Here is a 22,492-nt window from a genome sequence, read left to right on the forward strand (position 1 = left end):
ACACGCCCCATTCTCTGGAGATCGCCATGACAACCGGCCTCGACACTGCCCAACCCGCCTGGTTCTTCGACTTCGTGTCGCCGTTCTCCTACCTGCTGCTCGAACAGCACGACAAGTGGCCGGACGTGCCGTTCGACCCCGTCGCCGTGTCGCTGCCCGACCTGCAGCGCCACTGGGGACAGCGTCCGAGCGCCGACGTGCCGGCCAAGCGCATGTTCACGTACCGCCATGCGCTGTTTCGCGCCGAACAGCTCGGCATCCGCTTCAAGATGCCGCCCGCGCATCCGTTCGACACCGACAAGGTGCTGCGCCTCGCGATCGCGCTGCGCGCCGACATCGCGACCGTGCTCGAAATGTTCCGCTTCATCTGGCACGACGGCAACGATCCGTCGACGCCGGACGGGTTCGCCGCGCTGTGCGAGCGCGTCGGCGTCGGGCACGGTGACGAGTTGATCGAATTCGAGGAAACGAGCGCGCAGTTGCGCCGCAACACCGACGACGCGATCGCGCTCGGCGTGTTCGGCGTGCCGACGTTCTGGATGAACCAGCAGCTGTTCTGGGGCGAGGACGCGCTGCCAATGGTGCTGTACTGCGCGCGCACGCCGAACTGGCTCGAATCGCGCGAGGTCAAGCGGATCAGCACGCTGCCGAAGGGGCGCGCGTGATGGCCGGTATCACGCACCGCGACACGTGGCTGCGGTAAGGTTACGCTTCTCCCGAATCACCGCGCACCGATGGAAGACGACGACCGTACCGCCTCGCTCGATATCTGGCTCGTGCGCGTATTGCGCACGCTGCTGCTCGAGCGCAGCGTCACGCAGACCGCACTGCGGCTGAACCAGACCCAGCCCGCGATCAGCACCGCGCTGCGCAAGCTGCGCGAGACGCTGAACGACCCGATTCTCGTGCGCGGCAAGTCCGGAATGGTGCCGACCGAGTACGGCGCGTCGCTGCTCGGCGCGGCGTCGCGCGCGCTGCGCGAGGTCGACTTCATCGCAACGCCGCACGGCGACTTCGACCCGTCGTCGGCGCGGCGCACGTTCCGCGTCGCCGCGCCCGACTACCTGAACGATTTCTTCATGCCGACGCTGATCGAACGCTTTCGCGACGCGGCGCCGCATGCACATCTGGAAATCGACTCGCTGAATCCCGCGCTCGATCACGCGGAGGCGCTCGAATCGGGCGCGCTCGATCTCGTGATCGGCAACTGGCCGAAGCCCGACCCGCGGTTCGCGCGCCAGGACCTGTTCTCCGACACGATCGTGTGCCTGATGCGCGATGCGCATCCGCTCGCCCGTGCACCGCTGACGCGCGAAGCGTACGCGTCGGCCGCGCACGTCGCGCCGACGCCCTACACCGGCGACAAGCGCAACGCGATCGAGATCGGCCTCGCACGCGCGCGCCTCACGCGGCGGATCGTGACGACGCTGCCGTATTTCGGGATCGTGCCGCAGGTGCTGCTGCAGTCGGACCTGATCTTCACGACGACGCGCCGCTTCGCGACGCACTATGCGCAGCTGCTGCCGCTCGTCGTCGTCACGCCGCCCGTGCCGTTCCCGCGCATCAAGAGCTACCTGCTCACGCACCCGCACCCCGATCGCCCGACCGACATCGCGTGGCTGTGCGCGCTGATGCAGAGCGTGTCCGACGAGCTGACCGCCGCACGCGGCCGCAAGCGGTGACGCCGCGCGGCACGGCCTGCGCGCGACGACGCAGTCCCGCCGCTCAGGCCGTGCAGAAGGTTTCCTGCAGATGCGTCCAGCGCACGATGCCTGCCGCGTCGCGCGCGAACACGGCGGTGGCGCGACGCGCGGGCAGTTCGCCCGATGCCGCATGCTGCGCTTCGAGATAGGTGAGCACCGCATGCGATGCGTCGGCCGCGAGCACGCGGATGTCCGACAGCGCGATGCGCAGCCCCGGCTTCGCGCCGCCGAGCCTCGCGAACAGTGCACGCGTGCCGTCGCGGTCGAGCGCGCGGCCGTCGGTCATGATCATCGTGAAATCGGCGGAAAAAGGCGCGATCAGCGCCTCGAGCGCCGCGGGTGAAGTATCGGTGCCGGACAGCCAGCGCTCGATGTCGACGACGCTTGCATCGAGTGCGTCGAGATAGACCTGGGGATCGGACATGGTGCCTGCACGAAAAGGCGCGCGGCCCGATGCCGCGCGATCCGTGCAGTGTAGGCAAAAACCGGCGGACGTGCGTCGGGCGTGCCGGCCCGCGTCGTTACCGCGCGCAGCTCACGTCGTCGCGCACGCGCCCCGCCGCGGCCGCCTTCGCATCGGCCACCGGCATGCCCGAGCGGGCCTGCAGCAGTTCCGCGCAGACGGCCACCGCGATCGCGCCGGGCGCCTTGTCGACGATGCCCGCGATGCCGATCGGGCACACCATCTCCGCGAGCCGCGCCGGATCGACGCCGCGCGCCGCGAGCCGGCGCTCGAACTTCACGCGCTTGGTGCGCGAACCGATCATCCCGAAGTACGCGAAGTCGCACCGCCGCATGATCTGCGCGGCGAGCGAGAAATCGAGCGCATGATTGTGCGTCATCACCAGAAAGTACGCGCCGGGCGGCGCCGCGTCGACAACGGCCTCCGGCGTGTCGGTCGACTCCGGCTGCACGTTCGGCGGACATTCGTCCGGGAACAGCTCGTCGCGCGTGTCGACCCACTGCACGACGCACGGCAGTGCGCCGAGCAGCGTGACGAGCGCATGACCGACGTGCCCCGCGCCGAACAGCACGATGTGCATCGGCGGCTGCGCCGCGCTCGCGCGGTTGCGCCGGCCGGTGCCCGGTGCGAACGTCCCGATCGACGGCGCGTTGTCGCACGCGCCGTTGCAACCGGCGGCGGGCGCATGCGACGCGGCATGCAGCGAGCGCAGTGAGCCTGGGGGCCGGTTCATATCAGCCTGCCCGCGCGGCGCCCGCCGCGCGCACCGCATTCACCGCACGCAGGATCGATTCGCCGGTGGCCGGCGCGTCGAGCGGCGGATTCACCCGGTAGTCGCCAACCGCGGCAATCGCGTCGCGCACCGCGAAGAACACCGAGAACGGCAGCAGCAGCGGCGGCTCGCCGACGGCCTTCGACCGGTGGATGCTGTCCTCGACGTTGCGGTTCTGGAACAGCCGCACGTTGAACTCGGGCGGCGTGTCGTTGACGGTCGGAATCTTGTACGTGGACGGCGCGTGCGTCATCAGCTTGCCGCCCGCGTTCCACCACAGCTCCTCGGTCGTGAGCCAGCCCATCCCCTGGATGAATGCGCCTTCGACCTGGCCGATGTCGAGCGCAGGGTTCAGCGAAGCGCCCACGTCGTGCAACGCGTCGACGCGCAGCGTGCGCATCTCGCCCGTCAGCGTGTCGATCACGACTTCCGACACGGCCGCGCCGTACGAGTAGTAGTAGAACGGCCGGCCCTGCAGCTTCGACTGATCCCAGTGCAGCTTCGGCGTCGCGTAGAAACCGTCGGACCACAACTGCACACGCGCAAGGTAGGCCTTCGCGATCACTTCGCCGAACGGCACGCCGTGGCCGCCGACCCACACGACATCGTTGCCGAACTTCACGTCGGCCGCATCGATCTTGCCGTCGCCGAACTGCTTCGCCGCGAATGCCGCGAGGCGCTCGCGCAGCTGGCGCGCCGCATCCTGCGCGGCCTTGCCGTTCAGGTCGGAGCCCGTCGACGCGGCCGTCGCGGACGTGTTCGCGACCTTGCTCGTGTCGGTCGCCGTCACGCGGATCCGGCCGAAGCGGATGCCGAGCTCGTGCGCGACCACTTGCGCGACCTTCGTGTTGAGCCCCTGCCCCATCTCCGTGCCGCCGTGGTTCACGAGCACCGAGCCGTCGGTGTAGATGTGCACCAGCGCGCCGGCCTGGTTGAAGTGCGTGACGTTGAACGCGATGCCGAACTTCACCGGCGTGAGCGCGATGCCCTTCTTCAGCACCGCGTTGCGTGCGTTGAATTCGCGCACGCCCGCGCGCCGTGCGCGGTAGTCGCTCGTCGTCTCGAGTTCGCCGAGCAGTTCATGCAGCACGTTGTCCTCGACCGTCTGCCCGTAAGGCGTCACGTTGCGTTCGGTCTTGCCGTACAGGTTCGCGTAGCGCACGTCGAGCGGATCGCGGCCGAGCGTGCGCGCGACGTCGTCGAGGATGTACTCGATCGCGAACGCGCCCTGCGGGCCGCCGAAGCCGCGGAACGCGGTGTTCGACTGCGTGTTGGTCTTGCCGCAGTAGCCGGCGATGTCGACGTCGCCGAGCCAGTACGCGTTGTCGAAGTGGCACACCGCGCGCGTCATCACCGGGCCCGACAGGTCCGCCGAGAAGCCGCAGCGCGACGTCATGTCGAGGGCGACGCCGTCGAGGCGGCCGTCGTCGTCGTAGCCGACGTCGAAGCGGTAATGGAAATCGTGCCGCTTGCCGGTGATCATCATGTCGTCGTCGCGGTCCGGACGCAGCTTCACCGGGCACAGCAGCTTCCAGGCGGCGAGCGCCGCGCAGCACGCGAACAGGCCCGACTGCGATTCCTTGCCGCCGAACCCGCCGCCCATCCGGCGGCATTCGACCAGCACGTTGTGCGACGCGACGCCGAGCACGTGCGCGACGAGATGCTGCATCTCGCTCGGGTGCTGCGTCGAGCAATACACATGCATCCCGTCGTCGTCCTTCGGCACCGCGTAGGCGATCTGGCCTTCCAGGTAGAACTGCTCCTGGCCGCCGAGCAGCATCTCGCCCGACTCGCGATGCGGCGCGGCGGCGAGCCGCGCGGCCGCGTCGCCGCGTGCGAGCTTCAGCGGCGGGATCACGTAGGTTTCGGCCTTGCGCGCATCCTGCGCGGTCAGGATCGCGGGCAGCTCCTCGTAGTCGACCTGCGCGCGGCGCGCGGCGAGCCGCGCGATTTCGTGCGACGTCGCGACGACGATGAACATCGGCTGGCCGACGAACTGCACGATGCCCTTGGCGAGCACCGGGTCGTCGTGGATGATCGGGCCGCAATCGTTGACGCCCGGGATGTCGTCGGCCGTGAACACGGCGACCACGCCGGGCGTCGCGCGCACCGCGTCGAAGTTCATCGACACGATCTTCGCGTGCGGCTTCGCGGACAACCCGAGCGCCGCGTGCAGCGTGCCCGCGACGAGCGGGATGTCGTCGGTGTAGGTCGCGCGCCCGCTCACGTGCAGGTGGGCCGATTCGTGCGCGCGCGAGACGTGCACCTGCGCGGCGTCGGCCTGCGGGTCGAGGGTGTTCAGGAACGGTTCTGCTTGCTGGTTCATCTTCGGTGTTCTCCGTCTTCAGACGCGCGCCGCGACATCGGCAACGTCGGCGCCGGCTTCGGCGGCCACTTCACGCACATTCAGGGCTTGCGGCGGCAGCGGGTCGTGCGGACGCGTCTCCAGCCAGAATCGATACATCAGGTTCTTCGCGGTATCGAGGCGATACGCGCTCGTCGCACGCATGTCGGTGAGCGGCTGGTAGTCGCGCTCGAGCGCCTGCATCGCGGCCTGCGCGGTGGCTTCGTGCCATTGCGCGCCGTCGAGCAGGCTTTCCGTGTGGGTCGCGCGCTTCGGCGTCGCGGCCATCCCGCCGAACGCGATGCGCGGCTCGCGGATCAGCTCGCCGTCCGCGATGAACGCGAACGCCGCGCACACCGCCGAAATGTCGGAGTCGAAGCGCTTCGACAGCTTGTACGTCCGGAACTGCAGCTTCGCACGCGCGCCGGTGCGGGTCGGCACCTTCAGGCCGACGACGAATTCGTGCGGCGCCATGTCCTTTTGCTGATAGCCGGTGTAGAGCGCCTCGAGCGGCAGCTCGCGCACCGTGTCGCCGCCCCGCAGCACGACCCGCGCGCCGAGCGCGATCAGGCCCGGCATCGAGTCGCCGATCGGCGAACCGTTCGCGACGTTGCCGCCGATCGTCCCTGCGTTGCGGATCGGCAGCGACGCGAAGCGCTTCCACATTTCCGTCAGTTCCGGATACGTGTCGGCGAGCGCCGCATACCCGTTCTCGACCGTCACGCCCGCGCCGATCTCGATCCAGTCGTCGCCGCGCACGACGTTCTGCAGTTCGGCGATCTGGCCGACGTAGATCAGGTCGTCCAGACGGCGCATCTGCTTGGTGACCCACAGGCCGATGTCGGTGCTGCCGGCGAGGATCCGCGCAGCGGGACGCTCGGCCTTCAGCGCGGCCAGCGCGTCGAGCGTGCGCGGCGCCGCGAAGCGCGCGCCGTCGGCTGTCGTGTAGTCGAACGTGTCGTCGCGCTTGAGCGTTGCGAGCGTACGGGCGAGCGTGGCCGTGTCGACCGGCGCGGCAGACGCCGGCGCACCTTCGCCGGTTGCGTCGAACATCTGCACGGCCGCGTCGACGATCGGGCGATAGCCGGTGCAGCGGCACAGGTTGCCGGTCAGCGCATCGGCGATCTCGGTGCGCGTCGGCACGTCCTTCGCCTTTGCACACGCACTGCCGCAGCCTTCGTGGCCATGCTTCTCGTACAGCGCCCACATCGACATCACGAAACCGGGTGTGCAGAACCCGCATTGCGACCCGTGGCAATCGACCATCGCCTGCTGCACCGGGTGCAGCGAACCGTCCGGCTGGCGCAGGTCTTCCACCGTGAGCAGCGCCTTGCCGTCGAGCGTCGGCAGGAACTGGATGCAGGCGTTGACGGCCTTGAACGCGACGGTGCCCGCGTCGGTCAGCTCGCCGACGACGACCGTGCACGCGCCGCAGTCGCCTTCCGCGCAGCCTTCCTTGGTGCCGGTGCAGTGCGCGTCCTCGCGCAGGTATTGCAGCACGGTGCGGGTGACGTCCGCGCCGCTGACTTCGCGGACCGCGTGACGATGGTAGAAGCGGATCGGCTCACTCATGTCTCTATCGTTCTTCAAGTGGGGGCAAGGCGGCCTGCGCGGGGCGCTCGACCGACGTTTCTCTGACAGTTTGCACGCTATCACCATCAAATTCCGCAACCCATAGCCCATCACGCATGGGGCCCATATAACTGCCGCGATATGGGCGCCGAGGCCGCACGGCGGGCGTCGAGCACCTTGCCCCATCTGGGTTCCAGGCCTGCCGGCGCCGTTCCGTCAGCGATTCTTCGGCAACGGAAACGGGTCGCGATTAACTAAATGGTACCTGCGTGAAAACCGGTTCCATGGGAAAATCCCGATTCCCTTTTTCGCCGTCTTCCGCCCGTTTCGCCCATTCGTTCCGACCCCATGTCAACCGATTCCGCCACACCGCCGCGCAGCGGGTTCGCGGTCACGCTGCAAATCGTGTCCGTCGTCTGCTTCACGTTCATCTGCTACCTGACCATCGGCCTGCCGCTCGCGGTGCTGCCGGGCTTCGTCCACGACGACCTCGGCTTTTCCGCCATCGTCGCGGGCGGCGCAATCAGCGTCCAGTATTTCGCGACCCTCGCGTCGCGCCCGCTCGCCGGGCGCTTCGCCGACACACTCGGGCCGAAGCAGACAGTGCTGCGCGGGCTGATCGGCTGCGGCGTGTCGGGCGTGCTGCTGCTCGTCGCGCTGCTGCTGGCCCACTGGCCGATCGCGAGCCTCGTGCTGCTGGTCGCGAGCCGGCTCGTGCTCGGCGTCGGCGAGAGCCTGTGCGGCACCGGCGCGATCCTCTGGGGCATCGGGCGGGTCGGCGTCGCGCACAACGCGAAAGTGATTTCGTGGAACGGCATCGCGACCTACGGCGCACTCGCACTCGGCGCGCCCGTCGGCGTCGCGATCGCGCATACGTTGAATCCGGCGCTGATCGGCGTGATCGTGATCGCGCTCGCCGCGACCGGCTTCTACCTTGCACGCCTGATCGATTCCGTGCCGCTCGTGCACGGCGAACGGATGTCGTATGCGAGCGTGTTCACGCGCGTGCTGCCGCACGGCCTCGGTCTCGCGCTCGGCTCCGCCGGCTTCGGCTCGATCGCGACCTTCGTCACGCTGTACTACGCGGCGCGCCACTGGCCGAACGCCGCGCTGTCGCTGACCGTGTTCGGCACGCTGTTCATCGGCGCGCGCCTGCTGTTCGCGAACACGATCAAGACTTACGGCGGCTTCCGCGTCGCGATCGTGTCGTTCGCGTTCGAATGCTCGGGCCTCGTGCTGCTGTGGCTCGCGCCCGTGCCACACGTCGCGCTCGTCGGCGCGGCGCTGACGGGCTTCGGCTTCGCGCTGATCTTCCCGGCGCTCGGCGTCGAGGCCGTCGGGCTCGTGCCGCCGGCAAGCCGCGGCGCGGCGCTGTCCGCGTATTCGGTGTTCCTCGACCTCTCGCTCGGCATCACGGGCCCGCTCGCCGGCTATGTGGCTGGTGAGTTCGGCTATCCGCAGGTGTTCCTGTTCGCGGCGGTGGCCGCGGCGGCAGGCGTCGCGCTGTCGATGGTGCTGTATCAGCGGCAGGCGCGGGTCGCGGGGAGCGGCGCGGCGGCTTGAGCGAGCCGCTCGCCGGACGCGCAGGCAGCCGCTGCCCTGGCGCCCAAAGGAAAACGCCCGCATCGCGCGGGCGTTTTTTGTTTCCGGCGGCCGTCGCGACGGCCGCCCCGGTCAGGCCGTGCGCAGGAACAACCGTCGCGTCAGGTCGAACGCGACAAGGTTGCCGGCCACCACGAGCAACAACCCGACCACCGCGAGCGGCGACCACTGGTAGCCCTCGAAGACCGTCGACACGGCAAGCGCGACGATCGGGAACAGCACCGTGCAGTATGCGGCGCGCTCGGGCCCGATCCGGCCGACGAGGGTCAGGTAAGCAGTGAACCCGATCACCGAGCCCGGCACGGCCAGATAGAGGAGCGCGCCGAGATAGCGCGGGCTCGGGTCGATCATGAACGGCAGCCCGGCCATCGCGCTGCCGACCGTCAGGATCGCCGCGCCGATCAGCATCGCCCAGCCGTTGGTCACGAGCGGGTGCAGGCCCATCGACTGCATCCGGCTCGACAGCAGGTTGCCCGCCGAGAAGCACATCGTGCCCGCGAACGCGATCGCGAGGCCCGTCCAGGTCGCGTGATCGTCGAGATGGCTGGCCATCTGCTGCCAGAACAGGCATGCGATGCCGGTCAGCCCGAGCAGCGCGCCGGCGATCGCGGACGGCCGCAGCGGGCGGCCCATGAACAGCCGGCCGTTGATCGAGTTCAGCAGCGGAGCGGTCGAGAAGATCACGGCGACGAGGCCGCTCGGCACGACCTGCTCCGAATAGTAGAAGCACAGGAAATTCAGGCAGAACAGCGCGAAGCCCTGCGCGACGAGGTAGCGCCACGCCTCGCGCGGCGGACGCACCGGCCGGCGCATCACGCGCAGCAGCGCGAACAGCACGGCGGCCGCGAGCCAGAAGCGCCACGCGATCGACACGGGCGGCGGCACGGCGCCGAGCTGCCATTTGATCGCGATCCAGGTGGTGCCCCAGATCAGCACGGTAACGAAATAGAGCGACAGGTTCATGGCGGCAACGAAGCGGAACGAGTGAAGCGGACTCCGACTGTGCCGCCACCCTGCCCGCGCGGATTGTCCGGAATTGCGGTCTTTTTCGGGCAGCCGCACGGCGCGCTTCGCGCGCGCTTATACTCGCCCCATCATGAGTTCGCCCCTGTACGCCCCGCCCATCGACCACGCGGCTGCCCTTGCCGGCGGTGCGATGCCGTTCGGCCTGCAGTCGGTATGCCGCACGCTCGCCGAGGCGAACGCGACGCTCGAGCGCTTCACCTGGCTCGGCGACCATCTCGCGATCGCCGAATGGACGCGCATCACCGACGAAAGCGAAACGATCTACGAACAGCCCGGCCACCACACGCTGTCGTGCTATCTGGACGGCGGCTACCGGACGGAGCGCGAACGCGTGCCGCGCTACGGCGCGCCGAGCCTGCTGTGCGCGCTGCCGGGCGACCATGAGTCGCGCTGGTGGGTGCGCGGCGAGATGCACTTCATCCACCTTTACTTCCTGCCCGAGCACTTCACGCAGCGCGCGATCCGCGAGCTCGATCGCGAGCCGCGCGAGCTGAAGCTCGCCGACCGCACCTATTTCGAGGATGCACGCGTCGCGGCGCAGTTCCGTTCGCTTGCGCTCGAACGCTGGGACGATGCCGACGGACGGCTGCGCGTCAACGAAGCCGCGCACGACGTGCTGAGCCTGCTGCTGCGCGGCCAGAGCACGACGCGCACCGATGTGCCGTTCCGCGGCGGACTCGCGCCGGCCGTGCGCCGCCGCGTGCGCGACTACATCGACAGCTACCTGTCGCAGCCGCTGACGCTCGGCGAGCTGGCGAACGTCGCCGCGCTGTCCGAATACCATTTCTCGCGGATGTTCAGGCTGTCGTTCGGCCGCGCGCCGCACGCGTGGGTGGCCGAGCAGCGGCTCGCGCGGGCGCGCCTGCTGCTGCGCACGACGGCGCTACCGCTCGCGCAGGTCGCGGCCGAATGCGGCTACGCGAACGCCGGCCACTTCAGCCACCGCTTTCGCGACGCGCACGGCACGACGCCGAACGCGTACCGGCGCGCGATGCAGGGCGGCTGAACGCCGCACCCCGGCTGTCGACGAGGCGGTTTCGTGCAGCGCACCCGCCTCGCGTCTCTCCGCTTACGTACCGCGCCGCGACAGTTCCTGCTCGAGCGCAGCCACGCCGGCCGGCAGGTCGACCGGCACCTTCAGGTCGACCATCGTGCGGCCGAACGCGTGCAGCGTGCGGAACAGGTTGTGTTCGCGGCACTGTTCGCCCATCTGCCCGATCCGCACGATCGGCAGCCCGAACGAGCCCGAAATCTCGACCTGGTACTGCTTCGAGATATGGCCGCACACCATCCCGGGCGTGAGCCCTTCGGGCGTCTCGATCCCGACCACCGAGTTGAGCCGGCAGTCCTTCGGCGCATAGAGCGCGAGCCCCATCGCCTCGACGCCCGCCTGCAGCGCGAGCGAGCAGCGCAGGTGGCGCGCGAAGCGACTTTCGAGCGTCTCCGCGCAGACGAGCCGCAGCGCCTCGTGCAGCGCGAGCACGCCCGACACCGGCGCCGTGTAGTGATAGCCCGCGTTGTGCCAGAAGTTCTCCGCGAGCGCCATGTCGAGGCACCAGTGCGCGTTCGGTTCCGGACGATGCTTCATGCGCTCCCACGCGGCGTCGGAGAATGCGATCAGCGACACACCGGGGATCGACGACAGCCCCTTCTGGCCCCCCGTGATCACCGCGTCGATGCCCCACGCGTCCATTTCGAGCGGCATCGTCGACAGCGTGCACACCGCGTCGACCACGACCAGCGCACCGGCCGCCTTCGCGAGCGCCGCGATGTCGCGCAGATCGCGATTCCACACGGTGTTCGACGTCTCGCCCTGCACGATCGTGACGATCTCGGGCCGCTCCCGCGCGATCGCGTCCGCGATTTCGTCGAGGCTCGCGACCGAGCGGTCGGCCACCTCGAGCGTGGCGACGTCGGCGCCGACGCGCGTGGCCATCTCGGCCATCCGCGCGCTGAAGAACCCGTTGCGGATCGACAGCACGCGCGTACCGCGCCACGCGAGGTTCGAAATCGCCATCTCCATCGCGGCCGAGCCGGGGCCGGCAACGCCGAGCACCCACTTCGTGCGGGTCTGGAACACGTAGCGCGCCATCTCCTTCACCTGCTCGATGATCTTCGCCATCGTCGCGCCGAGGTGGTTGATCACGATCGTGTTCGCCTTCGCGACGGCGGCCGGGATCGGGACCGGGCCGGCCCCCATCATCAGCAGCGGTTCTTCGGGCAGGATCGCGTCGAGCGGCACGACGACGGGACAGGGAATCGGCGAGTAATCGATGGACATGGCAGGCAAGGGAGGTAGGAAGAAAACGCTCGGACGTCGTTCGCCGCACGGCACGGCCAACTGATCGATCATTCCGCGTTCCGCGCTCGCGCGCAAGAGGCACGCGCGGCCGGACAGCGTGACGCTGGCCCGGTCGACGGACCGGGCCAGCCAGCCGGGCCTGCGTCGCACGACCGGGTTGCGCAATCCCGCAGCATGGCCGTGCGCATGCAAAACGGTTCCATCCGCGGTTCGATGTCCGCGATTTTCTCGCGCAGTATTGCGATGCGCTCCGGATGCCCGCGTTCTGCACGATACATGCATCCACCGGAATACCGGCCATCACGATGAAAATCGTGCAGGGTGGAATCGGCCCACGAAAACCAGACCCCGGGAAAAAACATCCATTATCGCGGCATCAATTGGTGAGCGATTTCACCCATTACCGCACCCCGCCACACACGATCACGCACAATGCATTGATTTACATGACAAATATTCGAACCGTCGGCAGTTTCACTCAATACACTTCCGGCTATCCCCCGCACATACACACGACACTTCCCCGCTAAATCGATACCCGCTATTTCGATTTTACGCAACCCGCCCTTTTTCTCAGGTTGACGGATATCGGTTCTGTAATGAACAATCGTCTGCAGAATCGAAATCCGATTTTTCGATATGGGCCAGAACCTGGTGTCACGCGACGTTTTTCCAGGTCGCGCAACGAAAAATCACAACCAAAATCAATCAACCGGGCCAGAAATTCGCGAGCCATGAACCAGATTCAGACCATGCGTGTGTTCGTCTGCGTCGCCGAACAGCAGAGCTTCCGGCGCGCGGCGCACCATCTAGGCGTATCCAATGCGCTCGTCACGCGCTCGATCGCGATGCTCGAGTCTCACCTGAACACGCGGTTGATCCACCGCACCACGCGCAACCTGTCGCTGACCGAGGCCGGCCTGCGCTACCTCGACGGCTGCCGTGCGCTGCTCGAGGAATTCGATCATCTCGAGGCGTCCGTCGCGCACGCCGTGCGCGAGCCGGCCGGCACGTTGCGCGTGGTCGCGTCCGGCCTGCTGTCGCCGCTTGCGCTCACCCCGCTCGTCAGCAGTTTCCGGCACCGCTACCCCGAACTGCGCGTGCAGCTTACCGTCGCCGAAGGGCCGCTCGACGTGCTCGAATCCGGCTACGACGTCGGCATCGCGACGGGCAACCTGCTCGACGGCAACCCGACCCTGATCGGCCACGCACTCGCACCGAACCCGTTCGTCGCCTGCGCGGCGCCCGCGTATCTCGAACGGCGCGGCGAGCCGCGCGCACCCGACGACCTGCCGGGCCACGACTGGGTCGCGCTCGCGCCGCACCAGCATGCGCCCGCGTGGCGGCTGGTCGGCCACGACGGCGTCACGCATTCGATCACGGTGCGCCCGACCTGCACGGTCAACCAGCTGGCGCTCGTGCAGTTGGCGGCCGTCGCCGGGTCCGGCATCGCGGTGCTGCCCGAGGCGAGCATCGTCGACGCGCTCGCCACCGGCACGCTCGTGCGGCTACTGCCCGCCTACCGGATCGACGACACGGACACGCAGCTGTCCCTCGTCTACCCGAACCGCCAGTACGTGCCGGCCCGCACGCGAAGCTTCGTCGAGCACGCGCTCGAGCATTTCGGCGCACAGGCGGCCCGCGAGCGGACCGGCTACGGCTTCCTGCGCACGCCCGATCGCACCGACATCGCCACCGGCCGGCAGACGGGCCTGCAGTAAACTGCACGCGACAGCCATCGGAGGTGCAGCGTGCGCGTGATCCTGTTCAGCAGCCGGCAGTACGACGACGAATCGTTTACCGCCGCCAACCGGCAATTCGGCTATCGGCTGCACTTCCAGCCGTCGCACCTCGACGCGGAGACCGCGATCCTCGCGCACGGCTTCGAGGTCGTCTGTCCGTTCGTCAACGACACCGTCGACGCGGCCGTGCTCCAACGGCTCGCTGACGGCGGCACGCGCCTGATCGCGCTGCGCTCGGCGGGTTTCAACCACGTCGACCTGGCGGCCGCGGAGCGGCTCGGCATCGCCGTCGTGCGCGTGCCGGCGTATTCGCCGCATGCGGTTGCCGAACACGCGGTCGCATTGATCCTTGCACTCAACCGCCGGCTGCCGCGCGCGGTCGCACGCACGCGCGAAGGCGACTTCTCGCTGAACGGCCTGCTCGGCTTCGACCTGCACGGCAAGACCGTCGGCGTGGTTGGCACCGGCCTGATCGGCAGTGTGTTCGCGAAGATCATGATGGGCTTCGGGATGCACGTGCTCGCGCACTCGATGCCGCCGTACGACGACGAATTGATCGCGTTCGGCGCGCGCTACGTCGAACTCGACGAGTTGCTGCACCATTCGGACATCGTCAGCCTGCACTGCCCCCTGCTGCCGTCGACGCACCATCTGATCAACGCGCAGACGCTCGCGCGGATGAAGCACGGCGCGATGCTGATCAATACCGGCCGCGGCGGCCTCGTCGACGCGCAGGCGCTGGTCGACGCGCTCAAGAGCGGCCAGCTCGGCCATCTCGGGCTCGACGTGTACGAGGAGGAGAGCGGTCTGTTCTTCGAGGATCACTCCGACCTGCCGCTGCAGGACGACGTCCTCGCGCGCCTGCTGACGTTCCCGAACGTGATCGTCACGTCGCACCAGGCGTTCTTCACGCGCGAGGCGCTCGCCGAGATCGCGCACACGACGCTGCTGAACATCGAGGCGTGGCACGCCGGCACACCGACCAACGTCGTCACGACGGGGCGCTGATCCTCGGCGCTCGGCGCACGTGATCCGTCAACGATTCATCATTTTGTTTTGACTGATGTAACGCCGCCCGTCCGGCGTCTGCTATCGTTGCGCCGACTTCCCCCTTGCTTCTGCCGCTCATGCGTTTCGACGACTCCGCCATTGCCGCGGTCTACCGCGCGATCTTCGAACGGCGCGACATGCGCCACTTCACGCCGGCGCCCGTCGATCCGGCCACGCTCGCGCGGCTGCTGCGCGCCGCGCACCACGCGCCGAGCGTCGGCTTCATGCAGCCATGGCGCTTCATCCGCATCACCGATCCCGCGCTGCGCACCGCGATCCACGCGCTGGTCGAGGCCGAGCGCCGCGCGACCGCCGACGCACTCGGCGAGCGGCAGGACGAATTCATGCGGCTGAAGGTCGAAGGGGTGCGCGAATGCGGCGAGCTGCTGGTCGTCGCGCTGACCGACGATCGCGAGCGCCACGTGTTCGGCCGCCGCACGCTGCCGGAGATGGACCTCGCGTCCGCCGCCTGCGCGATTCAGAACATGTGGCTCGCCGCGCGCGCGGAAGGGCTCGGGATGGGCTGGGTGTCGCTGTTCGACGTCGACGCGCTGCGCACGCTGCTCGGCATGCCGGCCGGCGCGAAGCCGATCGCCGTGCTGTGCGTCGGGCATGTCGATGCGTTCTACGCGAAGCCGATGCTCGAGGAGGAGCGCTGGGCCGCGCGGATGCCGATCGAGGCATGCCTGTTCGAAAACGGCTGGGACGCACCGGTGATGCAGGCCGCCGGTTGCACGGCAAACGCCGGCGCGACAGCCGGATCGTCGCCATCGCCGTCGCCCGCAGTTGCCGAACCGGACGACCGCTCAGACTCGGCACCAGCCGGCGCCCTGCCCGCACGCTGACCGAACCCACGGCGCGCGCAAGGCGCCGCTCCACCGGCGTCGCTCCGGCCCGAATTTCGCCGCGCCGCCGCGGGACCCGCCTAATCCCACACTGTGACGCACCCCTGCCGTTACCGCGTCGCGCGCCGGCAACATCCGTTTTGGCCCCGAGCATAGGGGTTTTCACTGAAGTAGAATCGCGGCTGATGCCTCTCCGCCCCGCCCGCCCCGCGCATCCCGCGCCGACCTCGGGCCGCGGCCTTTCCGTAGCCCACCGCGATGCCGTTACCTCTCTTCGCCCTTGCCGTTGCCGCATTTGGAATCGGTACCACCGAGTTCGTGATCATGGGGCTGCTGCCCAACGTCGCCCGCGACCTCGGCGTGTCGATCCCGGCCGCCGGCATGCTCGTGTCGGGCTACGCGCTCGGCGTGACGATCGGCGCGCCGATCCTCGCGATCGTCACCGCGAAGATGCCGCGCAAGCGCGCGTTGATGGGCCTGATCGGGCTGTTCATCGCGGGCAACCTGTTCTGCGCGATCGCGCCCGGCTACGCGGTGCTGATGGCCGCGCGCGTCGTCACCGCGTTCTGCCATGGCGCATTCTTCGGGATCGGCTCGGTGGTCGCGAGCAACCTGGTCGCGCCGAACCGGCGCGCGCAGGCGATCGCGCTGATGTTCACCGGCCTTACGCTCGCGAACGTGCTCGGCGTGCCGCTCGGCACCGCGCTCGGCCAGGCGTTCGGCTGGCGCGCGACGTTCTGGGCCGTCACCGGCATCGGCGTCGCCGCGGCCGCCGCGCTCGCGGTCTGCCTGCCGAAGAACCTCGCGATGCCCGACACCAGCATCACGCGGGAATTCAGCGTGCTGAAGCACCCGCAGGTGCTGATGGTGCTCGGCATCAGCGTGCTTGCGTCCGCGAGCCTGTTCAGCGTGTTCACGTACATCACGCCGATCCTCGAGGACGTGACGGGCTTCTCGCCGCGTCAGGTGACTTACGTGCTGCTGCTGTTCGGCCTCGGCCTGACGGTCGGCGGCACGCTCGGCGGCAAGCTCGCCGACTGGCGCCGGATGCCGTCGCTGATCGCGACGCTCGCGCTGATCGGCATCGTCCTCGCGCTGTTCCCGGGCACGATGCATTTGCCGTTCGCGGCGCTCGCGACGATCTTCGTGTGGGGCATCCTCGCGTTCGCGATCGTGCCGCCGCTGCAGATCCTGATCGTCGATCGCGCAAGCGACGCGCCGAACCTCGCGTCGACGCTGAACCAGGGCGCGTTCAACCTCGGCAATGCGACGGGCGCCTGGCTCGGCGGCATGGCGATCGGCTCCGGCGTGTCGCTCGTGAACCTGCCGTGGGTCGGCGTCGCGATGGCGGTCGCGGCACTGGCGCTCACGCTGTGGTCGGCGTCGCTCGAACGCCGCCCGGTCGCCGTGCCGACCGAGTACGTGTAACGCAACCCTGCTGCAATCGTTGCGCGCACAACTCCACGCGAACCTGATGGCCTTCATGGACCTTTCAAGGTCCGCGGTGTAGCATCGCGCCCGATGAAAGCCATTCTCAACCGTGATTTCCTTGCGCTGATCCTGAGCGTCGCGGTCGTCGGTCTCGGCACCGGCGCCACACTGCCGCTCACTGCGCTCGCGCTGACCGAGGCCGGACACGGCACCAACGTCGTCGGCATGCTGACGGCCGCGCAGGCCCTGGGGGGCCTCGCGATCGTCCCGTTCGTCACCGCGCTCGCGCGACACATCGGCTCGCGCCGCGCGATCGTCGTGTCGGTCGTACTGCTTGCTGCAGCCACCGCGCTGATGCAGGTCACGTCGCACCTGATCGTATGGGGCGTGCTGCGCGTGCTGTGCGGCGCGGCGCTGATGCTGCTGTTCACGATCGGCGAGGCGTGGGTCAACCAGCTCGCCGACGATTCGACGCGCGGCCGCGTGGTCGCGATCTACGCGACGAATTTCACGCTGTTCCAGATGGCGGGCCCCGTGCTCGTCAGCCAGATCGCCGGCGCGACGAGCATCCGCTTCGCGCTGTGCGGCGCACTTTTCCTGCTCGCACTGCCGACGCTCGCGACGATCCGCCGCGCGCCGCTCGCCGGCGACGACGCGCATCACGCAGCGCACGACAGCTGGCTCGCCGTGCTGCCGCGCATGCCCGCGCTGATCATCGGCACCGGCTTCTTCGCGCTGTTCGATACGCTCGCGCTGTCGCTGCTGCCGCTCTATGCGATGGATCACGGCGTCGCGAGCGCGACCGCCGTGCTGCTCGCGTCGATCATGCTGTTCGGCGATACGGCGATGCAGTTCCCGATCGGCTGGCTCGCGGACAAGCTCGGCCGCGAACGCGTGCACCTCGGCGCCGGCTGGATCGTGCTCGCCGGCCTGCCGCTGCTGCCGCTCGTGATCGCCGATCCGTGGCTGTGCTGGCCGCTGCTGTTCGTGCTCGGCGCGGCGGCCGGCAGCATCTACACGCTGTCGCTGGTCGCATGCGGCGAACGCTTCCGTGGCGCAGCGCTCGTCACCGCGAGTTCGCTCGTGTCGGCATCGTGGAGCGCCGCGAGCTTCGGCGGCCCGCTGGTTGCCGGCGCGTTGATGGAGCAACTGGGCAGCAACGCGCTGATCGGCGTGCTGGTCGTCTGCGTCGCCGCGTTCGTCGCGGCCGCGCTGTGGGAACGACGCGCCGCGTTGCAGCGCGCGGTCTGACATTGGCGCGCACGCCGCAGCGCGCCGCCCGGACGACGACGGCGCGAACACGCGCCGCCGGGCCACGGATACGCCGGTCACACGCCGAAAACGACGACGGCCCGCGCAATGCGGGCCGTCGTGCTCATGATCGCTACGTTGCGCGTTACGCCTTCAACGCCGGCAAGATCTTGCCGGCACACGTGCCGAAGCCGACGCGATAGCCGTCGCCCTGGCACCATCCGGCGAGCGTGAGCTCGTCGCCGTCCTCGATGAACGCGCGGCTGCCGCCGCCGTTCAGCGCGAGCGGCTCCTTGCCGTTCCACGTCAGTTCGAGCAGGCTGCCGAACGAATCCTTCGTCGGCCCGCTGATCGTGCCCGATCCCATCAGGTCGCCGACGCGCGTGTTGCAGCCCGCGACCGTGTGATGCGCGAGTTGCTGCGCCATCGTCCAGTACATGTGCTTGAAGTTGGTGCGGCAGATCGACGTCGCTTCGGCGGCACCCTCCGCGCGCAGCGTCACTTCGAGCGCGATGTCGAACGCATGCTTGCCCGCGTGCCGCAGATACGCGAGCGGCTGCGGCGACTGTTCGGGCTGCTCGACGCGAAACGGTTCGAGCGCGTCGAGCGTGACGATCCACGGCGAGATCGTCGTCGCGAAGGTCTTCGCGTTGAACGGGCCGAGCGGCACGTATTCCCACTGCTGGATATCGCGCGCGCTCCAGTCGTTCAGCAGCACCATCCCGAAGATATGCGCTTCGGCATCCTCACACGCGATCGGCTCGCCGAGCGCGTTGCCGCGGCCGACGATGAAGCCCGTTTCCAGTTCGATGTCGAGCTTGCGGCATGCGCCGAACACCGGACGCTCCTGGTCGGGCAGCTTCAATTGGCCGTTCGGGCGCCGCACCGGCGTGCCGCTCACGACCACCGACGACGCTCGGCCGTTGTAGCCGATCGGCATCTCCGACCAGTTCGGCAGCAGCGCATTCTTCGGATCGCGGAACATCGAGCCGACGTTGGTCGCGTGCTCCTTCGACGAATAGAAATCGGTGTAGCCGGGAATGTCGACCGGCAGGTGAAGCGTCGCTTCGCGCTGCGCGACGAGCACCTGCGCGCGCAGCGCCGCATCGTCACGCAGCCGCACGTTCTCGCGCGAGAACAGGTCCGACAGTTGCACGCGCACGCTGCGCCATGCGTCGCGGCCGAGCGCGATGAATGCGTTGAGCGTCGGTGCAGCGAACGCATCGGCACCGGCGGGCAGCGTCAAGAGGCCCGCACGCGCGAGCGCCGCGAGGTCGACGATCTGGTCGCCGAGCGCGACGCCCGCGCGGCGCGCCGGTTGCTTCGCATCGCTGAAGACACCGAACGGCAGGTTCTGGATCGGGAAATCGCAGGCGGGATCGTTCGCCGTCTCGACCCAGCTCTTGCGGGCCGGGTCGAGCGTCGCGCGCCAGTCTTGGGTATCGCTCATCGTTGCTCCGGATTGAAGTGTTTCTTGATGCCTTGCCAGCATTCGAAGTAGTCGGCCTGCAGCTGCGCGGTGTCGAGCGCGTAGCGCGTCGGCCGGATCAGCGTGCGGGTTTCGAACATGAACGCCATCGTCGCGTCGACCTTGTGCGGCTTCGTCGTGTCGCTCGCCGATGCCTTCTCGAACGTATCCGCATCCGGCCCGTGGCCCGACATGCAGTTGTGCAGGCTCGCGCCACCCGGCACGAAGCCTTCGGCCTTCGCGTCGTACGCGCCGTGCACGAGCCCCATGAACTCGCTCGCGACGTTGCGGTGGAACCAGGGCGGGCGGAACGTATCCTCGGCCGCGAGCCAGCGCGGCGGGAAGATCACGAAGTCGATCGAGTCGACGCCGGGCGTGTCGCTCGGCGACTGCAGCACGAGGAAGATCGACGGATCGGGATGGTCGAAGCTGATCGAGCCGATCGTGTTGAACAGGCGCAGGTCGTATTTGTACGGCGCGTAGTTGCCGTGCCACGCAACGACGTCGAACGGCGAATGTCCGATATCCGCGCGCCACAGGCGCCCGTTCAGCTTCGCGACCAGCTCGAATGCGCCCTCGCGATCCTCGTACGCGGCCTGCGGCGTGAGGAAATCGCGCGGGTTCGCGAGCCCGTTCGAGCCGATGGGGCCGAGGTCCGGCAGGCGCAGCAGCGCGCCGAAGTTCTCGCAGATGTAACCGCGCGCATCGCCGTCCGGCAGCGCGACGGAAAACCGCACGCCGCGCGGGATCACCGCGATCTCGAACGGCTCGACGTCGAGCTGGCCGAACTCGGTCGCGATGAAGAGCCGCCCCTGCTGCGGCACGATCAGCAGTTCGCCGTCGGCGCTGTAGAAGAAGCGGTCCTGCATCGAGCGGTTCGCGGCGTACAGGTGGATCGCGCAGCCGTTCATCGCGGCCGCCGAGCCGTTGCCGGCCATGGTCACGAGCCCTTCGACGAAATCGGTCGGTTCGGCCGGCATCGGCAGCGGATCCCAGCGCAGCTGGTTCGGCGGCGTCGGCGGCACGTCGGCCGAGTCGCCGAATTCCGACACGAGCCGCTGCGTGCCCGTGAACGGCTCGAACGGCCGGTGCACGGCCGCGGGCCGGATCCGGTACAGCCACGAGCGGCGGTTGTGGCTGCGTGGCGCGGTAAACGCGGTGCCCGACAGTTGCTCCGCATACAGCCCGTACGGCGCGCGCTGCGGCGAGTTGCGGCCATGCGGCAGCGCGCCGGGCAGTGCCTCGGTCGCGAATTCGTTCGCGAAACCGCTCAAGTAGCCGGCGTTCGCCGGTTTCGACAGGTCAAGCGTCATCGTTTCCTTTCTCCATCAATTCATGGCGGCGTTCGGCGCCTGCGCACCGCTGCGCCGCGTTACGCCGGCCAGTCCCAGCACGAACAGCGCCGAGCACAGCACGGGTACCGCGGCTGCATGGAACAGCGCGCCGTTGGTCCAGTTGAGCGCAATCAGTTGTCCGCCGACGAGCGGCCCGAGCACCGAGCCGATCCGGCCGATGCCGAGGCTCCAGCCGATGCCGGTCGAGCGCAGCGACGTCGGGTAATACTGGCCCGCGAGCGCATTCACGGCTGGCTGCCCGCCGACCACGCAGAATCCGCCCGCGAACACGACAATCAGCAGCCACGGCAGCGCATGGGCGACCGAGCCGATCAGTCCGACCGAGACGGCCGCGCACGCGAAGCACGCGAACAGCACGCGCACGAAGCCGTGGCGTTCGATGAACCAGCCGAGCGACAGCGTGCCGATCACGCCGCCCGTCTGCAGCACCGTGCCGACGATCACCGCCGTGCCCGGCGAATAGCCCGCGTCGCGCATCACGGTCGGCAGCCAGTTCGACAGGAAGTACAGGTCGATCAGGTTCATGAAGCTGATGGCCCACAGCAGCAGCGTGACCGGCAGGCGGCCATGGCGGAACAGCTCGGCGACCGGCGCGCCGCTCGCCGCGCGCTCGCGCACGACGAGGCGCGTGCTCGCGTCGATGCCGGCCTGCGGCGCGAAGCGCGCGAGCCAGGCGCGGGCCTGCGCGTCGCGCCCTTTCAGCACCAGGAACTGCAGCGACTCGGGCAGCCGCGCGAGCATCGCGAGCGTCAGCACGAGCGGCACCGCGCCGCCGACGAAGAACACCGAGCGCCAGCCGAGCGCCGGAATCAGCGCGGCGCTGATGAAGCCGCCGATCGCGGCGCCGAGCGTGAAGCCGCACGACACGATCATCATCCGCTTCACGCGATGCGCGGCCGGGCTGAATTCGCCGACCAGCGCCATCGCGTTCGGCATGATGCAGCCGAGGCCGAGGCCCGTGACGAAGCGCAGCGCCATCAGCACGGGAATCGAGCTTGCGAACGGCGTCGCGAGCATCGTCACCGCGAAGAACAGCGTCGAGCCGATCAGCACCGGGCGCCGCCCGATCCGGTCGGCCAGCACCGACAGCCCGAGCGCGCCGAGCAGCATCCCGAACAGGCTCGCGCTGAACACCGGGCCGAGCGCCTGCTTCGGCACGCCCCATTCGGCGATCACGCTCGGCGCGACGTAGCCCATCGCCTGCGCATCGAAGCCGTCGATCACGAGACACAGCCCGCACAACGCGAGCAGCATCCAGTGAAAGCCAGGGCGATGAGTCTCGTCGATCACGCGCTCGACTTCGAGCACGCGCGCGTCGGCCGGCGCCGCGCTCATTGCGCCACCTCGGCGGCCGGATGCACGGGCGGCGTCACGCCCTGGCGCGCGAGCGCCATCGCTTCGCGCAGCACGTCGGCATCACCGATCTGGTTCGCGAGCAGCAGGATCAGCTTCGCGTTGACGATCTGGCTGTCGGCGTCGGACAGGTCGCGATGCATGTCGATCAACGCTTCGTAGAACGCGTCCGGATCGGCGAGGCGCGGGCGGGTATCGAGTCGGGGCATGACG

The 22,492-nt window shown here is 68.8% G+C and carries 19 protein-coding genes; 9 read left to right on the forward strand and 10 right to left on the reverse strand.

The window, feature by feature from the left end:
- Positions 1 to 26: 26 nt before the first annotated feature.
- On the forward strand, positions 27 to 665 hold the full coding sequence (locus tag BTE28158_RS17260; protein ID WP_059604522.1) for a 2-hydroxychromene-2-carboxylate isomerase: 639 nt from the start codon (positions 27 to 29) through the stop codon (positions 663 to 665).
- 69 nt (positions 666 to 734) lie between these two features.
- Positions 735 to 1,682: a LysR family transcriptional regulator gene (locus BTE28158_RS17265; RefSeq protein ID WP_059604519.1), complete on the forward strand. Its 948-nt coding sequence runs from the start codon at positions 735 to 737 to the stop codon at positions 1,680 to 1,682.
- 43 nt (positions 1,683 to 1,725) lie between these two features.
- Here BTE28158_RS17265 and BTE28158_RS17270 read toward each other — a convergent pair whose 3' ends face one another.
- The 4 genes from BTE28158_RS17270 to xdhA all read right to left on the reverse strand — a co-directional run bounded on the left by BTE28158_RS17270 (position 1,726) and on the right by xdhA (position 6,854).
- Positions 1,726 to 2,127: a polyketide cyclase gene (locus tag BTE28158_RS17270; RefSeq protein ID WP_124903104.1), complete on the reverse strand. Its 402-nt coding sequence runs from the start codon at positions 2,125 to 2,127 to the stop codon at positions 1,726 to 1,728.
- A 97-nt stretch (positions 2,128 to 2,224) separates the two neighbouring features.
- Complete coding sequence (gene xdhC, locus BTE28158_RS17275) at positions 2,225 to 2,899, reverse strand: xanthine dehydrogenase accessory protein XdhC (RefSeq protein WP_151050397.1); 675 nt, start codon at positions 2,897 to 2,899, stop codon at positions 2,225 to 2,227.
- A gap of 1 nt (position 2,900) precedes the next feature.
- Positions 2,901 to 5,264: a xanthine dehydrogenase molybdopterin binding subunit gene (xdhB, locus tag BTE28158_RS17280; RefSeq protein ID WP_059604513.1), complete on the reverse strand. Its 2,364-nt coding sequence runs from the start codon at positions 5,262 to 5,264 to the stop codon at positions 2,901 to 2,903.
- An 18-nt stretch (positions 5,265 to 5,282) separates the two neighbouring features.
- Positions 5,283 to 6,854 (reverse strand): xanthine dehydrogenase small subunit, encoded by a 1,572-nt coding sequence (gene xdhA / locus BTE28158_RS17285; protein ID WP_151050395.1) that lies wholly within the window; start codon positions 6,852 to 6,854, stop codon positions 5,283 to 5,285.
- A 348-nt stretch (positions 6,855 to 7,202) separates the two neighbouring features.
- On the opposite strand from xdhA, the gene BTE28158_RS17290 reads away from it, so the two are divergent.
- On the forward strand, positions 7,203 to 8,417 hold the full coding sequence (locus BTE28158_RS17290) for an MFS transporter (RefSeq protein WP_059604506.1): 1,215 nt from the start codon (positions 7,203 to 7,205) through the stop codon (positions 8,415 to 8,417).
- 111 nt (positions 8,418 to 8,528) lie between these two features.
- Here BTE28158_RS17290 and BTE28158_RS17295 read toward each other — a convergent pair whose 3' ends face one another.
- Complete coding sequence (locus BTE28158_RS17295; protein WP_151050392.1) at positions 8,529 to 9,419, reverse strand: DMT family transporter; 891 nt, start codon at positions 9,417 to 9,419, stop codon at positions 8,529 to 8,531.
- Positions 9,420 to 9,552: 133 nt separating this feature from the next.
- Between BTE28158_RS17295 and BTE28158_RS17300 the strand changes: the two genes are divergently transcribed.
- Positions 9,553 to 10,488 (forward strand): AraC family transcriptional regulator, encoded by a 936-nt coding sequence (locus tag BTE28158_RS17300; protein ID WP_059604501.1) that lies wholly within the window; start codon positions 9,553 to 9,555, stop codon positions 10,486 to 10,488.
- A gap of 63 nt (positions 10,489 to 10,551) precedes the next feature.
- Here BTE28158_RS17300 and BTE28158_RS17305 read toward each other — a convergent pair whose 3' ends face one another.
- Positions 10,552 to 11,763 (reverse strand): pyridoxal-phosphate-dependent aminotransferase family protein, encoded by a 1,212-nt coding sequence (locus BTE28158_RS17305; protein ID WP_059604498.1) that lies wholly within the window; start codon positions 11,761 to 11,763, stop codon positions 10,552 to 10,554.
- A gap of 755 nt (positions 11,764 to 12,518) precedes the next feature.
- Here BTE28158_RS17305 and BTE28158_RS17310 point away from each other — a divergent pair.
- From BTE28158_RS17310 to BTE28158_RS17330, 5 genes are all read left to right on the forward strand, one after another.
- Positions 12,519 to 13,505 carry a LysR family transcriptional regulator gene (locus BTE28158_RS17310; protein ID WP_151050390.1) on the forward strand — a complete coding sequence of 329 codons (987 nt, stop codon included), beginning with the start codon at positions 12,519 to 12,521 and terminating at the stop codon, positions 13,503 to 13,505.
- Between the two features lie 30 nt (positions 13,506 to 13,535).
- Positions 13,536 to 14,534 carry a 2-hydroxyacid dehydrogenase gene (locus tag BTE28158_RS17315; protein WP_124903120.1) on the forward strand — a complete coding sequence of 333 codons (999 nt, stop codon included), beginning with the start codon at positions 13,536 to 13,538 and terminating at the stop codon, positions 14,532 to 14,534.
- A gap of 119 nt (positions 14,535 to 14,653) precedes the next feature.
- Positions 14,654 to 15,421: a 5,6-dimethylbenzimidazole synthase gene (bluB, locus tag BTE28158_RS17320; RefSeq protein WP_151050399.1), complete on the forward strand. Its 768-nt coding sequence runs from the start codon at positions 14,654 to 14,656 to the stop codon at positions 15,419 to 15,421.
- 258 nt (positions 15,422 to 15,679) lie between these two features.
- Positions 15,680 to 16,849, forward strand: a complete 1,170-nt coding sequence (locus tag BTE28158_RS17325) for an MFS transporter (RefSeq protein WP_151050389.1) — start codon at positions 15,680 to 15,682, stop codon at positions 16,847 to 16,849.
- A gap of 93 nt (positions 16,850 to 16,942) precedes the next feature.
- Complete coding sequence (locus BTE28158_RS17330; protein ID WP_151050387.1) at positions 16,943 to 18,103, forward strand: MFS transporter; 1,161 nt, start codon at positions 16,943 to 16,945, stop codon at positions 18,101 to 18,103.
- Positions 18,104 to 18,248: 145 nt separating this feature from the next.
- Here the strand turns inward: BTE28158_RS17330 and fahA are convergent, their stop codons facing one another.
- The 4 genes from fahA to BTE28158_RS17350 are packed head-to-tail and all read right to left on the reverse strand — an operon-like array spanning position 18,249 to position 22,488.
- A complete protein-coding gene (gene fahA, locus BTE28158_RS17335) occupies positions 18,249 to 19,553 on the reverse strand; it encodes a fumarylacetoacetase (protein WP_151050385.1) in 1,305 nt (434 codons plus the stop codon).
- Complete coding sequence (hmgA, locus tag BTE28158_RS17340) at positions 19,550 to 20,884, reverse strand: homogentisate 1,2-dioxygenase (RefSeq protein WP_059604477.1); 1,335 nt, start codon at positions 20,882 to 20,884, stop codon at positions 19,550 to 19,552. The genes fahA and hmgA overlap by 4 nt, the downstream gene beginning before the upstream one ends.
- 15 nt (positions 20,885 to 20,899) lie before the next feature.
- Complete coding sequence (locus BTE28158_RS17345) at positions 20,900 to 22,261, reverse strand: MFS transporter (RefSeq protein WP_124903130.1); 1,362 nt, start codon at positions 22,259 to 22,261, stop codon at positions 20,900 to 20,902.
- Positions 22,258 to 22,488, reverse strand: coding sequence for a DUF2783 domain-containing protein (locus BTE28158_RS17350; protein WP_151052752.1), 231 nt, complete (start codon positions 22,486 to 22,488; stop codon positions 22,258 to 22,260). The genes BTE28158_RS17345 and BTE28158_RS17350 overlap by 4 nt, the downstream gene beginning before the upstream one ends.
- Positions 22,489 to 22,492: the final 4 nt, after the last annotated feature.

The sequence above is a fragment of the Burkholderia diffusa genome, assembly GCF_902499115.1.
GTDB lineage: Bacteria > Pseudomonadota > Gammaproteobacteria > Burkholderiales > Burkholderiaceae > Burkholderia > Burkholderia diffusa.

Coding starts and splice junctions, on each gene's coding strand:
- BTE28158_RS17330 (WP_151050387.1), top strand. CDS start 16,943: ATGAAAGCCATTCTCAACCGTGATTTCCTTGCGCTGATCCTGAGCGTC.
- xdhA (WP_151050395.1), bottom strand. CDS start 6,854: ATGAGTGAGCCGATCCGCTTCTACCATCGTCACGCGGTCCGCGAAGTC.
- BTE28158_RS17295 (WP_151050392.1), bottom strand. CDS start 9,419: ATGAACCTGTCGCTCTATTTCGTTACCGTGCTGATCTGGGGCACCACC.
- xdhC (WP_151050397.1), bottom strand. CDS start 2,899: ATGAACCGGCCCCCAGGCTCACTGCGCTCGCTGCATGCCGCGTCGCAT.
- BTE28158_RS17345 (WP_124903130.1), bottom strand. CDS start 22,261: ATGAGCGCGGCGCCGGCCGACGCGCGCGTGCTCGAAGTCGAGCGCGTG.
- hmgA (WP_059604477.1), bottom strand. CDS start 20,884: ATGACGCTTGACCTGTCGAAACCGGCGAACGCCGGCTACTTGAGCGGT.
- BTE28158_RS17260 (WP_059604522.1), top strand. CDS start 27: ATGACAACCGGCCTCGACACTGCCCAACCCGCCTGGTTCTTCGACTTC.
- BTE28158_RS17325 (WP_151050389.1), top strand. CDS start 15,680: ATGCCGTTACCTCTCTTCGCCCTTGCCGTTGCCGCATTTGGAATCGGT.
- BTE28158_RS17290 (WP_059604506.1), top strand. CDS start 7,203: ATGTCAACCGATTCCGCCACACCGCCGCGCAGCGGGTTCGCGGTCACG.
- BTE28158_RS17305 (WP_059604498.1), bottom strand. CDS start 11,763: ATGTCCATCGATTACTCGCCGATTCCCTGTCCCGTCGTCGTGCCGCTC.
- BTE28158_RS17265 (WP_059604519.1), top strand. CDS start 735: ATGGAAGACGACGACCGTACCGCCTCGCTCGATATCTGGCTCGTGCGC.
- BTE28158_RS17310 (WP_151050390.1), top strand. CDS start 12,519: ATGAACCAGATTCAGACCATGCGTGTGTTCGTCTGCGTCGCCGAACAG.
- fahA (WP_151050385.1), bottom strand. CDS start 19,553: ATGAGCGATACCCAAGACTGGCGCGCGACGCTCGACCCGGCCCGCAAG.
- bluB (WP_151050399.1), top strand. CDS start 14,654: ATGCGTTTCGACGACTCCGCCATTGCCGCGGTCTACCGCGCGATCTTC.
- BTE28158_RS17350 (WP_151052752.1), bottom strand. CDS start 22,488: ATGCCCCGACTCGATACCCGCCCGCGCCTCGCCGATCCGGACGCGTTC.
- BTE28158_RS17300 (WP_059604501.1), top strand. CDS start 9,553: ATGAGTTCGCCCCTGTACGCCCCGCCCATCGACCACGCGGCTGCCCTT.
- BTE28158_RS17270 (WP_124903104.1), bottom strand. CDS start 2,127: ATGTCCGATCCCCAGGTCTATCTCGACGCACTCGATGCAAGCGTCGTC.
- xdhB (WP_059604513.1), bottom strand. CDS start 5,264: ATGAACCAGCAAGCAGAACCGTTCCTGAACACCCTCGACCCGCAGGCC.